This window comes from Pseudomonas sp. NFPP28, from assembly GCF_900115535.1.
Classification (GTDB): domain Bacteria; phylum Pseudomonadota; class Gammaproteobacteria; order Pseudomonadales; family Pseudomonadaceae; genus Aquipseudomonas; species Aquipseudomonas extremorientalis.
In genome coordinates, this window is sequence record NZ_FOWT01000001.1 from 146923 (window position 1) to 160977 (window position 14055).

10 protein-coding genes are annotated in these 14055 nt (G+C 61.5%); 5 read left to right on the forward strand and 5 right to left on the reverse strand.

What is annotated here, in order from left to right; translation table 11 throughout:
• The first annotated feature begins 1 nt into the window (after nucleotide 1).
• Genes mfd through BM110_RS00800 form a run of 3 tightly spaced genes read left to right on the forward strand, consistent with a single transcriptional unit; the run spans nucleotide 2 to nucleotide 6729 of the window.
• Nucleotides 2-3451, forward strand: coding sequence for a transcription-repair coupling factor (gene mfd / locus BM110_RS00790; protein ID WP_093512000.1), 3450 nt, complete (start codon nucleotides 2-4; stop codon nucleotides 3449-3451).
• An 11-nt stretch (nucleotides 3452-3462) separates the two neighbouring features.
• Nucleotides 3463-4029, forward strand: a complete 567-nt coding sequence (locus tag BM110_RS00795) for a CsiV family protein (RefSeq protein ID WP_093512002.1) — start codon at nucleotides 3463-3465, stop codon at nucleotides 4027-4029.
• 9 nt (nucleotides 4030-4038) lie between these two features.
• The gene (locus tag BM110_RS00800) at nucleotides 4039-6729 is read left to right on the forward strand and encodes a DEAD/DEAH box helicase (protein WP_092247384.1); all 2691 of its coding nucleotides are present in this window, start codon (nucleotides 4039-4041) and stop codon (nucleotides 6727-6729) included.
• Between the two features lie 93 nt (nucleotides 6730-6822).
• Here the strand turns inward: BM110_RS00800 and nagZ are convergent, their stop codons facing one another.
• Both nagZ and BM110_RS00810 read right to left on the reverse strand, forming a co-directional pair.
• A complete protein-coding gene (gene nagZ, locus BM110_RS00805) occupies nucleotides 6823-7833 on the reverse strand; it encodes a beta-N-acetylhexosaminidase (RefSeq protein WP_093512004.1) in 1011 nt (336 codons plus the stop codon).
• Between the two features lie 136 nt (nucleotides 7834-7969).
• On the reverse strand, nucleotides 7970-8677 hold the full coding sequence (locus BM110_RS00810) for a TetR/AcrR family transcriptional regulator (protein WP_071489011.1): 708 nt from the start codon (nucleotides 8675-8677) through the stop codon (nucleotides 7970-7972).
• A 263-nt stretch (nucleotides 8678-8940) separates the two neighbouring features.
• On the opposite strand from BM110_RS00810, the gene lexA reads away from it, so the two are divergent.
• The gene (gene lexA / locus BM110_RS00815; RefSeq protein ID WP_003172575.1) at nucleotides 8941-9549 is read left to right on the forward strand and encodes a transcriptional repressor LexA; all 609 of its coding nucleotides are present in this window, start codon (nucleotides 8941-8943) and stop codon (nucleotides 9547-9549) included.
• Nucleotides 9550-9559: 10 nt separating this feature from the next.
• Nucleotides 9560-10033: an SOS-induced cell division inhibitor SulA gene (gene sulA / locus BM110_RS00820; protein ID WP_071489010.1), complete on the forward strand. Its 474-nt coding sequence runs from the start codon at nucleotides 9560-9562 to the stop codon at nucleotides 10031-10033.
• 277 nt (nucleotides 10034-10310) lie between these two features.
• On the opposite strand, the gene BM110_RS00825 is transcribed toward sulA, so the two are convergent.
• From BM110_RS00825 to topA, 3 genes are all read right to left on the reverse strand, one after another.
• Nucleotides 10311-10544: a hypothetical protein gene (locus tag BM110_RS00825; RefSeq protein ID WP_010212068.1), complete on the reverse strand. Its 234-nt coding sequence runs from the start codon at nucleotides 10542-10544 to the stop codon at nucleotides 10311-10313.
• 120 nt (nucleotides 10545-10664) lie between these two features.
• Entirely contained in the window at nucleotides 10665-11186 is a 522-nt protein-coding gene (locus BM110_RS00830; protein ID WP_092247378.1) for a DUF6586 family protein, read from the reverse strand.
• A gap of 187 nt (nucleotides 11187-11373) precedes the next feature.
• Complete coding sequence (topA, locus tag BM110_RS00835) at nucleotides 11374-13995, reverse strand: type I DNA topoisomerase (protein ID WP_092247375.1); 2622 nt, start codon at nucleotides 13993-13995, stop codon at nucleotides 11374-11376.
• Nucleotides 13996-14055: the final 60 nt, after the last annotated feature.

A 14055-nucleotide genomic window follows, 5' to 3' on the forward strand; every position in this document is an offset into this window, starting at 1 on the left:
CGTGCCCGTTCTGCGTCTACCGCTACTCCCTGCCGAGGCAGGTAAACAGCATTGGGGCAACCTGCCCGGTGCCGCCCTGAGCCTGGCCATCGCCGAGGCTGCCAGCGCAGCCAAGCGCTTTACCCTGCTGCTCACCGCCGACAGCCAAAGCGCCGAACGGTTGGAGCAGGAGCTGAGCTTCTTCGCCCCCGATTTGCCGGTGCTGCATTTCCCCGACTGGGAAACCCTGCCCTACGACCTGTTCTCGCCGCACCAGGACATCATCTCCCAGCGCATCGCCAGCCTGTACCGCCTGCCGGAACTGGCCCACGGCGTGCTGGTGGTGCCGATCACCACGGCACTGCATCGCCTGGCGCCGACCAAGTTCCTGCTGGGCAGCAGCCTGGTGCTGGATGTCGGCCAGAAGCTCGATGTGGAGCAGATGCGCACGCGCCTGGAAGCCAGCGGCTACCGTTGCGTCGATACGGTATACGAGCACGGTGAGTTCGCGGTGCGCGGTGCGTTGATCGACCTGTTCCCGATGGGCAGCAAACTGCCCTATCGCATCGACCTGTTCGATGACGAAATCGAAACCCTGCGCACCTTCGACCCGGAGAACCAGCGCTCCATCGACAAAGTAGACTCGATCAAGCTGCTGCCGGCACGGGAATTCCCGCTGCAAAAAGACGCGGTCACCCGCTTCAAGGCGCGCTTTCGTGAACGCTTCGACGTGGACTTCCGCCGCTGCCCGATCTTCCAGGACCTGAGCAGCGGGATTACCCCGGCCGGTATCGAGTACTACCTGCCGCTGTTCTTCGACGAAACCTCCACCCTGTTCGACTACCTGCCACAAGACACCCAGGTGTTCTCGCTGCCCGGTATCGAACAAGCGGCGGAAAACTTCTGGAACGATGTGCGCAACCGCTACGAAGAGCGCCGCGTCGATCCATCGCGTCCTTTATTGCCGCCCGCCGAGTTGTTCCTGCCGGTAGAAGACTGCTTCGCCCGCCTGAAAAACTGGCCACGCGTGGTCGCCAGCCAGCAGGATGTGGAAAAAGGCGCCGGCCGCGAGCGCTTCCCGGCAGGAATGCTGCCGGACCTGGCGATCCAGGCCAAAGCCACGCAACCGTTGGAAGCGCTGTCCAACTTCCTCGGTGACTTCCCGGGCCGTGTGCTGTTCACCGCCGAATCCGCTGGTCGCCGAGAGGTGCTGCTGGAGCTGCTGGAACGCCTGAAGCTGCGCCCGAAAACCGTCGACAGCTGGCCGGATTTTGTGGCGAGCAAAGACCGCCTGGCGATCACCATCGCGCCACTGGACGAAGGCCTGCTGCTGGACGATCCAGCCTTGGCATTAATTGCCGAAAGCCCGCTGTTCGGCCAACGCGTGATGCAGCGCCGCCGCCGTGAAAAACGCGCCGACGCCAACAACGACGCGGTGATCAAGAACCTGACCGAGCTGCGCGAAGGCGCGCCGGTGGTGCATATCGACCATGGCGTCGGCCGTTACCTGGGCCTGCAGACCCTGGAGATCGACAACCAGGCCGCCGAATTCCTCACCATGGAATACGCCGAGGGCGCCAAGCTCTACGTGCCGGTGGCCAACCTGCACCTGATCGCCCGCTACACCGGCAGCGACGACGCCCTGGCGCCGTTGCACCGCCTGGGCTCCGAGACCTGGCAGAAAGCCAAGCGCAAGGCCGCCGAACAGGTGCGCGACGTCGCCGCCGAGCTGCTCGACATCTACGCCCGCCGCGCTGCCCGCGAGGGTTATGCATTCGCCGACCCGAAAGCTGACTACGCCACCTTCAGCGCCGGCTTCGCCTTTGAAGAAACCCCAGACCAGCAAACCACCATCGAAGCGGTGCGCGCCGACATGCTCGCGCCCAAGCCGATGGACCGCCTGGTCTGCGGCGACGTGGGCTTCGGCAAGACCGAAGTGGCGATGCGCGCCGCCTTCATCGCAGTGCATGGCGGCAAACAGGTGGCGATCCTGGTGCCCACCACCCTGCTCGCCCAACAGCACTACAACAGCTTCCGCGACCGCTTTGCCGATTGGCCGGTGACCGTCGAAGTGATGAGCCGCTTCAAATCAGCCAAGGAAGTGAATGCTGCCGTCGCCGACCTGGCCGAAGGCAAGATCGACATCGTGATCGGCACGCACAAGCTGCTGTCGGATGACGTGAAGATCAAGAACCTGGGGCTGGTGATCATCGACGAAGAACACCGCTTTGGTGTGCGCCAGAAAGAACAGCTCAAGGCCCTGCGCAGCGAAGTCGACATCCTCACCCTCACCGCCACGCCGATTCCGCGTACGCTGAACATGGCGGTGTCCGGCATGCGCGACCTGTCGATCATCGCCACGCCGCCGGCACGTCGCCTGTCGGTGCGCACCTTCGTGATGGAGCAGAACAAAAGCACGGTCAAGGAAGCGCTGCTGCGCGAACTGCTGCGCGGCGGGCAGGTTTATTACCTGCACAACGATGTGAAAACCATCGAGAAATGCGCCGCCGACCTGGCCGAGCTGGTGCCGGAGGCGCGTATCGCCATCGGCCATGGGCAGATGCGCGAGCGCGAACTCGAGCAAGTGATGAGCGACTTCTACCACAAGCGCTTCAACGTGCTGATCGCCTCGACCATCATCGAGACCGGGATCGACGTGCCGAGCGCCAACACCATCATCATCGAGCGCGCCGACAAGTTCGGCCTGGCACAGCTTCACCAGTTACGCGGCCGCGTCGGACGCAGCCACCACCAGGCCTATGCCTATCTGCTGACGCCACCGCGCCAGCAAATCACCGGCGATGCGGAAAAACGCCTGGAAGCGATCGCCAACACCCAGGACCTGGGCGCCGGTTTTGTGCTGGCCACCAACGACCTGGAAATCCGTGGCGCCGGCGAACTGCTGGGCGATGGCCAGAGCGGGCAGATCCAGGCGGTGGGTTTCACCCTGTATATGGAAATGCTTGAGCGTGCGGTGAAAGCCATCCGCAAGGGTGAGCAACCGAACCTCGATCAACCATTGGGCGGCGGCCCGGAGATCAACCTGCGCTTGCCTGCGTTGATTCCCGAGGACTACCTGCCGGATGTGCACGCACGGCTGATCCTGTACAAACGCATCGCTTCGGCCACCGACGAAGAAGGCCTCAAGGACCTGCAGGTGGAGATGATCGACCGCTTCGGCCTGTTGCCCGAGCCGACCAAGAACCTGGTGCGCCTGACCCTGCTCAAATTGCAGGCCGAGCAACTGGGGATCAAGAAGGTCGACGCCGGACCGCAGGGCGGGCGCATCGAATTCGAGGCGCAGACCCCCGTGGACCCATTGGTGCTGATCAAGCTGATCCAGGGCCAGCCCAACCGCTACAAGTTCGAAGGGGCTACGCTGTTCAAGTTCATGGTGCCGATGGAACGCGCCGAAGAACGTTTTAACACCTTGGAGGCGCTGTTCGAGCGCCTCATCCCGAAATCTGCTTGAAGGACGCCCGAATGCGCCTGTTCCGCATGTTGAGCCTGTTGTTGGTGGTCGCGGCACCTGCGGCGTTCGCCGACAGCCCGTACCAGGTGGAAATGATCCTGGTGCGCCAGAACGCCGAACCGGTGATCAACAGCCGCGCCGCCCCGGAAAACTGGGATGCTGGCGCCGCGCGCCTGGGCGACCGGCTGAGCCCGCCGCGCCTGTCCAACATTGTCGATAAGCTGCGCGCCGACTCCACCTACACGGTGCTGCTGCATAAGGCCTGGGAACAGAACCTGGGCGAGCAGCCGGTCAAGGTCGCCATCACGGACGGCCAGGAGCAGTTCGGCCAGTTCCCCATCGAGGGCGTGCTGAGCCTGCAACTGGGGCGTTTTACCGATATCGATGCGAACTTCTGGATCAACCAGTTCGACGCCAACGGCAGCGTGATCGCCAGCGAACACCTGAGCCAGACCGACGTGCGCACCAAGAACAACCAGCTCAACTACCTGGACGGCGGCCACCTGGCGTTGCTGATCAAGATCACCTCGCTGACCGCCAAGCCCCCCAGCGCACCACCGCCCGACCTGCAGGACTGATCCATCGCCATGCCCCTGACGTCGTCGCTGACCAAACCCCTGGCCCCTTCGTGGGCCAATCGCTTTAAAGAGCAGAGCCTTGAGCGCGGGCGGCGTTATGCCCTGGAGAACCGGGTGCGCATCGTCGAATCCGGCGACAGCACCATCATCGCCAGTTGCGAAGGCTCAGGCGGCAACGTCTACCGGCAGACCATTTCGCTGCGCGAATCGGCCAAAGGCACGTTGATCCTGGTGGACAGCCGCTGCACTTGCCCGGTGCGCACCAACTGCAAACACATCGCGGCGGTATTGCTCAAGGTCCAGGAAACCCTGGCCTTCCCCGCTGCCGCCCAGGACGCAGAACTGCTGGAAAAACTCCAGGCAGTCCTGGAAAACCGCGCGGTGTTGCCGCAGGTGGTCATGGAGGATGTGGTGCCGGTGCCGCGCCTGTGGATGGCCAGCGTGGAGTTCAGCGCGTTCGAACCACGCAACGGCAAGATGCAGCGCTATATCCAGCACAGGGCGGCGCTGTCGTTCAACTATTTGGGCAACTATGTCAGCGGGCAGAAAAACACTGACATCATCGTGCGCCAGGACACCCAGAGCCTGCGCATCAAGCGCCATCCCGAGCTGGAACAGCCGTACCGCGAGCAACTGCGCCTGCTGGGCTTCAAGATCGCTACGCGCCAGAGCAAAGCCCTGCCTGAGAGCGCCGGGGAACTGTTCGAGATGGTCAATGACAGTGCCTGGCTGACCTTCACCCTCAATGCCACGCCGACCTTGCGGGCCGAAGGCTGGGAGCTGCTGATCGATGATGATTTCGGCTTCGACCTGAGCGCCGTCGATGACTGGTACGCCACGGTAGATGAAGGTCCGGAGCGTGATTGGTTCGATCTGGAGCTGGGGATCATCGTCAACGGCGAGCGACTGAGCCTGTTGCCGATCCTGCTGAACCTGATGCGCTCCCACACCGAGATCCTCAACCCGGAGAAGCTGGCGCGGCGTCGCGATGATGAGCTGATCCTGGTGAATATCCCTGGCCTGCCCAATGGCCACGGCCCCATACAAGTGGCGTTGCCCTATGGCCGACTGAAACCGGTGCTGGCCACCCTCGGTGAGTTTTATCTACAGGAAGCCGGCACCACCACGCTGCGCCTGGCAAAGGCTGATGCAATCCGCCTTAACCCGCTGGAAGACCTGCCGCTGCAGTGGGAAGGCGGCGAAAAGATCCGCAACTTCGCCCAACGCCTGCGGGACATCAAGGATTTCACCTGCGTGGCGCCCGAAGGGCTGAACGCGACCCTGCGTCCATATCAACTGGAAGGCTTGAGCTGGATGCAGTCGCTGCGCCAGCTTGATGTGGGCGGGATACTTGCGGATGACATGGGCCTGGGCAAGACCCTGCAGACCCTGGCGCATATTCTCACTGAAAAGAACGCCGGGCGCCTGGATCGCCCCTGCATGGTGGTGATGCCCACCAGCCTGATTCCCAACTGGCTGGACGAAGCGGCGCACTTCACGCCGCAACTCAAAGTGATGGCGTTGTATGGCGCAGCCCGCAAGAAACATTTCGCGAACCTGCAGGACTATGACCTGCTGCTGACCACCTATGCACTGCTACCCAAGGACATCGACCAGCTCAAGGCCCTGCCCCTGCATGTACTGATCCTCGATGAAGCCCAGTACATCAAGAACCCGTCCAGCAAGGCGGCCCAGGCGGCACGCGAACTGAATGCGCGGCAGCGCCTGTGCCTGAGCGGTACGCCATTGGAAAACCACCTGGGTGAGCTGTGGTCGTTGTTCCACTTCCTGCTGCCGGGCTGGCTGGGTGACGTAAAAAGCTTCAACCGCGATTACCGCGTGCCCATCGAAAAGCGCGCCAGCGACGTACGACTGCAGCACCTCAACGGTCGGATCAAACCCTTCCTGTTGCGCCGCACCAAGGAACAGGTGGCCACTGAGCTGCCGCCCAAGACCGAGATCATCCATTGGGTCGACCTCAACGAGGCCCAGCGTGACGTGTACGAAACCATGCGCCTGGCCATGGACAAGAAGGTCCGCGACGAGATCACCCGCAAGGGCGTGGCACGCAGCCAGATCATCATTCTTGAGGCGCTGCTCAAGCTGCGCCAGGTGTGCTGCGACCTGCGCCTGGTCAACGACGCCACCCTGCCCGCCCGTGGCAGCAGCTCGGGCAAGCTCGATAGCTTGATGGAAATGCTTGAGGAGTTGTTTGAGGAAGGTCGGCGGATCCTGCTGTTTTCCCAGTTCACCTCAATGTTGAGCCTGATCGAAGTCGAGCTGAAAAAGCGCGGTGTTGCCTACGCCTTGTTGACCGGCCAGACGCGGGACCGGCGCACGCCGGTGAAGGATTTCCAGAGCGGCAAACTACAGATTTTCCTGATCAGCCTGAAGGCCGGCGGTGTGGGCTTGAACCTGACCGAAGCCGACACGGTGATCCATTACGACCCCTGGTGGAACCCGGCGACGGAGAACCAGGCGACTGACCGTGCGTATCGCATCGGCCAGGAGAAGCCGGTGTTCGTCTACAAGATGATTGCCCGGGGCACGGTGGAGGAAAAAATCCAGCACCTGCAAAAGGAAAAGTCCGACCTGGCGGCAGGTGTGCTGGATGGCCGTACGACCGGGGATTGGCAGTTGGGCAACGAGGATATAGAAGCGCTGTTTGCGCCGTTGCCCAACAAACAGGAAAAGCGCTGACAGCTCGATCGCCATCGGGGGCAAGCCCCCTCCCACATTTGACCGCAGTCGTCATGTGGGAGGGGGCTTGCCCCGATGGACTCGACGCAATGTTCAGCCGATCAGCTGAGCATCCCGCAACGCAGTCAGCGCCGCCAACCAACGCGGATCCTGCTTGTACTCGGTCGAAGCAACCGCCTGCCCACGCATGCGCGCAATGCGCACCGATGGCGTGACCTTCATGCGCTGCGCCGCACTCAGTGCCAACTCAGCCGCCGCGCGATCATTGCACACCAGTCCCATGTCGCAACCGGCCGTCAACGCGGCCTCGATGCGGCTGGCAGCATCACCGACCACATGCGCCCCCGCCATGGACAGGTCATCGCTGAAAATCACCCCATCGAACTGCAACTCGCCGCGCAGGATGTCCTGCAACCAGCGGCGCGAGAAGCCGGCTGGCTGGGTGTCGACTTGCGGGTAGATGACGTGCGCGGGCATCACAGCCGCCAGTTGCTTACTCAGGCGTGCGAAAGGCACCAGGTCATTGGCGCGAATCTGTTCCAGGCTACGCTCATCATTGGGAATGGCGACGTGGGAATCGGCCTCGGCCCAGCCGTGACCGGGGAAGTGCTTACCGGTGGCGGCCATGCCGGCGCTGTTCATCCCACGGATGAATGCACCCGCCAGCACGGTGGCCCGCTCGGGGTCGCCCTCGAAGGAACGGGTGCCGACCACGGCGCTGCGCTGATAATCCAGGTCCAGCACCGGGGCGAAGCTCAGGTCCAGGCCCACGGCCAGTACTTCGGTGGCCATGATCCAGCCGCACTGCTCGGCCAGGTACTCTGCATTCGGGTTATCCGCCAAGGCACGCATGGCCGGCAGGCGCACAAAGCCCTGACGCAGGCGCTGTACGCGACCGCCTTCCTGGTCGACCGCCAGTAGCAGGTCTGGGCGCACGGCACGAATCGCCGCACTCAGCTCGCGTACCTGGCGTGGGTGCTCGATATTGCGCGCAAAAATGATCAGGCCACCCACCTCAGGCTGGCGCAGCAGGTGGCGATCCTCGGCCGTGAGCCAAGTGCCGGCAACGTCGACCATCAAAGAACCTTGCAGGGCAGCAGTCATAAACCTTCCTTATAAAACGCACACAACCCGTTGCCCCCACCAGGCACAGTGAGCACAACAGGTTGCGAGTAAATAGCTGAATTCGGCATGGGCCGCTAGCTTAGCGGATGCAGGCGGCTGCGCACACCCGGGTGGCTCAAACCTTGGCGGGGCTTGGCGCGGATTTGCTGCGCGGACGTAATTGGGCGGCAGCCATCGTCGGGTCGGTCACACCGGTTTCAGCACGCATACCGGCGGCCAGGAACGGCACCATCAGGCGCATGACCTGTTCAATAGAGGTGTTGACGCCGAAATCAGTCTCGGCAATCGCCCGCAGCGCCTTGATCCCCGACATGCTGAACGCCGCAGCTCCGAGCATGAAATGCACGCGCCAGAACAGTTCAATCGGTGGAATACGCGGAGCGGCCTCGTTGACCAGCAACATATAGCGACGAAATACCTTGCCGTACATGTCCTCCAGATAGCGCCGCAAGTGACCCTGGCTCTGGCTGAACGCCAGGCCGAGCAGGCGCATGAAGATCGACAGGTCGTTGCCGCTGCGCGGTTGAACCACCAATGCTTGTTCAACGAGGATTTCCAACAGCTCTTCGAGTGTCGGCTTGTGGTCGGTCTTGCCCTGGCGACGCTCGAGTTCACGGTCGAGACTGGCGCAGAACGGCCCCAGGAAGCGCGAGAACACCGCCTGGATCAGGGCTTTTTTTGAGCCGAAATGATAGTTCACTGCTGCGAGGTTGACGCCAGCCTTGCTGGTGATCAGCCGCAATGAAGTTTCAGCAAATCCTTTTTCCGCGAACAATTGCTCGGCAGCATCGAGAATGCGTTCAACGGTTTCCGACTGGGCCATGGCTACTCCGCCTGACAAACACTTGTTTGAAACATACGTTTCAGGGTGTGTCTTGTCAAGCCTGCGAGTTCGCTTTCCGGCCGGGCAGTCATGTATTTCATCGCTATTTAATCACATCTCTATTGATCTGTAGGCAGCGCTATCTCGGGCCTGTGGGAAGCATCAGGGATGACCGTCCAGCGGAGGGCTGGAAAAGGATGATTGCCAAGCGCAGTTCACTGTATATAATCCCAGTCACTGTATAAAAAGACAGAGCGATCAACATGCTAAAACTGACGCCACGCCAAGCTGAGATTCTGGCTTTTATCAAGCGCTGCCTCGATGACAACGGCTACCCGCCGACACGAGCAGAGATTGCGCTGGAACTGGGTTTCAAGTCCCCCAACGCCGCCGAGGAACACCTCAAGGCCCTCGCTCGCAAAGGCGCGATCGAGATGACCCCCGGTGCCTCACGCGGTATTCGCATCCCTGGCTTCGAGGCCAAGGCCGACGAATCGACCCTGCCGATCATCGGCCGCGTCGCCGCCGGTGCGCCTATCCTGGCGCAGCAGCACGTCGAGGAGTCCTGCAACATCAACCCTACCTTCTTCCATCCGCGCGCCGACTACCTGTTGCGGGTCCATGGCATGAGCATGAAGGACGTGGGCATCTTCGACGGCGACCTGTTGGCCGTCCACACCACCCGCGAAGCCCGTAATGGCCAGATCGTCGTTGCCCGTATCGGCGACGAAGTCACCGTCAAACGCTTCAAGCGCGAAGGCAGCAAGGTCTGGCTCCTGGCCGAGAACCCTGAGTTCGCCCCGATTGAAGTGAACCTGAAAGATCAGGACCTGGTGATCGAAGGCTTGAGCGTCGGCGTCATTCGCCGCTAAAGGAGGCATCATGCAGCTCGTCCACACCCCACAACACACACAACTGTCGCTGTTCGAGGCCTTCATGGCCCAACCCCTTGCGCCCATCCTCAAGGAAACGATCGAAGCGCCCTGGAGCGCGGAGCCTGAGGCGTTCAGTGAATTGTCGTTGCGCGGTGCAGCGGGGAGCTGCCTGAGCCTGCTGGCGCCGATCCTTCGCGAATTGAGCGAAGAGCAGGACGCCCGCTGGCTGACTCTGATCGCCCCGCCCGCAAGCCTGACCCAGGCCTGGCTACGGGACGCTGGCCTCAACCGCGAGCGCATCCTGCTGCTTCAACCACGCGGTACGCAAAGTGCCCAGCAGTTGACCTGCGAAGCCTTGCGCCTGGGTCGTAGCCATACGGTAGTGAGCTGGTTGAACCCGCTGAATGCCAGCGCCAAGCAGCAACTGATCAGCGCTGCACGTACGGGCGATGCCCAGAGTTTGAATATTCGATTGGGCTGAAATCACAGGCCTTGCCTGTGATATGCGAGCGTCTGCTGTGAGCGGGCTTCTGTGGCGAGCGGGCTTGCCCCGCGCTGGGCTGCGAAGCGGCCCCAAAACCAGGCACCGTGGAATACCTGATATACCGCATTAAATCCATCTAGGACTGCTTCGCAGTCCAACGCGGGCCAAGCCCGCTCACCACAGCAAGCCCGCCCGCCACAGAAGCCCGTTCAACGCAGAAGCCAACTCACCACAACAAACCCGGTCATTGTAAAAACCGACCTGTCATCTGGGCTCAATGAAGAACCCGCGGCCCGTCTTCTTTCTCCGGTTCGCCTTCTGCCAGGCGACCTGCCATCTGCACACCCACGCTCAACATGGCTTTAGCCACTTCCACGTGCTGGCCCTGCAAGAACACCTTGGCATCCTCGGAAAAATCCAGAATGACCAGAGAACCTTCGTCCTCTGCCCGGCGCAGCTCGATTCGGCCGTCAGGCAACTCAACAATTTCCAGAAAGGACGTCGGCATAAAAGTCTGTTCTCCACGAAAGGCCGGGATTATATCAGTCATCCACCCAGCCTCGCAGAGGATCTGAACAGGTTTCTTGACAGCTTGATGAATGGTCGCCGCCCAATTCCTACAGGATGATCAACATTCATTAAGGCCTTCACGAAAGCGCAGCGCCATCTTTTTCAATTCCTGGCGCCAGCCTTCCAGCTCTTCCCGGCTCAACGGCTTGGGCTCTTCCTCTTCCACTGCAACCGCCACGATCAGCGGCTGGGTCACATCCCCCTTGGGCACATGGGGAATGCGCGGCGGCTGGAACATATCGGCATGCGCCTTGAGCAAGCGTGCGATCCAACTGTCGGGGCTTTGCGCCATTTCCACCAGCTCAGCCAGCTCAGGAATCGCCATGGTGTCCAGCACTTCGCGATTCATGATCATTTCCGCACGGGGCGAACCGGCCTGGGGCAGGCGGTAAAACCCGGCGATTTCATGACACAGGCCCAGCAAGGCGCCATACAGGTGGAACAACGCCGCTTCACGCCCCGCCTGGACCAGCGCAATGGCATTCATCTCTTTCCCTTCCTCGGCACGGCCAAGGGCTTCCAGGGACAAACCCGCGAAGTAAATTTTCTGATTGGTACGGGTATAGAGTTCGTAGGCCATGACGGCAATCTCCACAACGAATAAACGTGATGCTGGCTGAACAGTGTTACGGATCAGCCGAGCCTACTGCAAGTGCAATAAACCGCCGCTTATGCGGGTCAAAAGTCGACTTTCAGAACCAAACAGACCCAAATGAGGAAGGGGGCAAGCCCCCACCCTCATTTGGGTCTTCAGCGCATCCGCCGGATCAAGCGCCCTGGCGTTTATCCTCGACCTTCCACTTGCCGCCGTCATAGAACGCTTTCCAGCCAGTCGGCTTGCCGTCCACTTCGGACTGCACGTACTGCTCCTTGGTCTTGCGGCTGTAGCGGATCACGGCTGGGCGACCATCCGGGTCCTTCTTCGGCGCTTCGCACAGGAAGTGGTACTTCGGATCGATCTCGTCCTTGTGCGGCACGATTTCCAGCACCAGCGGCGCACGGGTCTCGCGGTTCTTAGGGAACTGACTGGCGGCCAGGAACAACCCCGAAGCACCGTCACGCAGGATGTAGGTGTCGTTGACCTTTTCGCACTTGAGCTCCGGCATCTTCACCGGGTCCATCTTCGGCGGCGCCGCATCACCGCTTTTCAGCAGCTTGCGGGTGTTCTTGCAGGTCGGATTGGTACAGCCGAAGAACTTGCCGAAACGGCCGGTCTTGAGCTGCATCTCGCTGCCGCACTTGTCACATTCCAGGCTCGGACCTTCATAGCCCTTGATGCGATAGGTGCCCTCTTCGATCTCGTAGCCGTTGCAATCCGGGTTGTTACCGCAGATGTGCAGCTTGTGTTTCTCGTCAAGCAGGTAGGCGTCCATCGCCGTACTGCAGATCGGGCAGCGGTGCTTGCCACGCAGTACCAACGACTCGGACTCGCCCTCGTCATCGGCCGCGATTTCGTCGCCCGGCACCAGGTTGACGGTGGCCTTGCAGCGCTCTTTCGGCGGCAGGCTGTAGCCCGAGCAACCGAGGAAAACGCCAGTGGACGCAGTACGAATCTGCATCGGCCGACCACAGGTCTGGCACGGAATGTCGGTCATCACCGGCTGGTTGGCACGCATGCCACTCTCAGGGCTTTCGGCCACTTCGAGTTTCTTCTTGAAGTCGCCGTAGAACTCGTCCAGCACGTTTTTCCAGTCACGCTCGCCCTGGGCCACGTCATCGAGGTTCTCTTCCATCCCGGCGGTGAAGCCGTAGTCCATCAGGTTGGAGAAGCTCTCGGACAGACGCTCGGTGACGATGTCGCCCATCTTTTCCGAATAGAAACGACGGTTGTGCAGCGCCACGTAGCCGCGGTCCTGGATGGTGGAGATGATCGCCGCGTAGGTCGAAGGACGACCGATGCCGCGTTTTTCCATCTCTTTGACCAGGCTGGCCTCGGAGTAGCGCGCCGGCGGCTTGGTAAAGTGCTGGGACGGGTCGAGCTTGATCAGCTTCAGCGTATCGCCCTGGGCCATGTCCGGCAGCACGTCATCATCGCCCGGCTTGGCGATCTGCGGCATCACACGGGTATAGCCGTCGAACTTGAGGATACGGCCCTTGGCACGCAGCTCGAAGTCGCCAGCGCCCACACTCACGGTGGTGGACAGGTATTGCGCCGGCAGCATCTGGCAGGCCAGGAACTGGCGCCAGATCAGCTCGTAGAGGCGCTCGGCGTCGCGCTCCATGCCGCTCAGCTTGGCGGGCGTGGTGTTGGCGTCGGAAGGACGAATCGCTTCGTGAGCCTCCTGTGCGCCTTCCTTGCTGCTGTAGACGTTCGGCTTCTCCGGCAGGTACTTCTTGCCGAATTCGCTTTCAATATAGGTACGCGCCATGGCGACCGCGTCCACCGACAGGTTGGTGGAGTCGGTACGCATATACGTGATGTAGCCGGCTTCGTACAAGCGCTGGGCCATCATCATGGTCTTCTTCACACCGAAGCCCAGGCGGTTGCTCGCGGCCTGTTGCAGGGTGGAGGTGATAAACGGCGCCGACGGCTTGCTGCTGGTCGGTTTGTCTTCACGCTTGACAATGCTGTAGCTGGACGCCTTGAGCTTTTCCAGCGCGGCCATGGCCTGGGCTTCGTTCAGCGGCTTGAAAGCCTCGCCTTTCTCACGGGCCACTTCAAAGCGCACGTTGGCGCCCTTGGCGGTGCCGAGGTCTGCGTGGACTTCCCAATATTCTTCGGGGATGAACGCACGGATCTCGCGCTCACGCTCCACCACCAGCTTCACCGCAACCGATTGCACTCGGCCGGCAGACAGGCCACGAGCAATCTTCGCCCACAGCAGCGGCGAGACCATGTAACCCACCACGCGATCGAGGAAGCGACGCGCCTGCTGGGCGTTGACCCGGTCGATGTCCAGCTCGCCCGGCTTGGAGAAGGCTTCCTGGATAGCTTTCTTGGTGATTTCGTTGAACACCACGCGCTTGTAGCGGCTGTCATCACCGCCGATGGCTTCCCGCAGGTGCCAGGCAATGGCTTCCCCTTCGCGGTCCAAGTCCGTCGCGAGATAGATGGTGTCAGCATCCTTGGCGAGCCGGCGCAGCTCTTCGATGACCTTTTCCTTGCCGGGAAGGATTTCGTACTTGGCCTTCCAGCCATGTTCCGGGTCCACCCCCATACGCGAGACCAGCTGCTTGCGCGCTTTCTCTTTAGGGGTGAGCACCGGACCTTCGCCCGCAGCCGCCTTGCCGCGCTTGGCGGCTGGCTCCTTGCTGGCGCTAGCCGAACCGCTGGTGGGCAGGTCTCGGATATGGCCGATACTCGACTTCACCACGTACTCGTTGCCCAAGTACTTGTTGATGGTCTTGGCCTTAGCCGGGGATTCCACAATGACCAGCGATTTGCCCATGGATCGGAAAATTCCTGAATTCGAGAAGTGAAAGGCAGTTGGCGCCTGTCGCGGCAACGC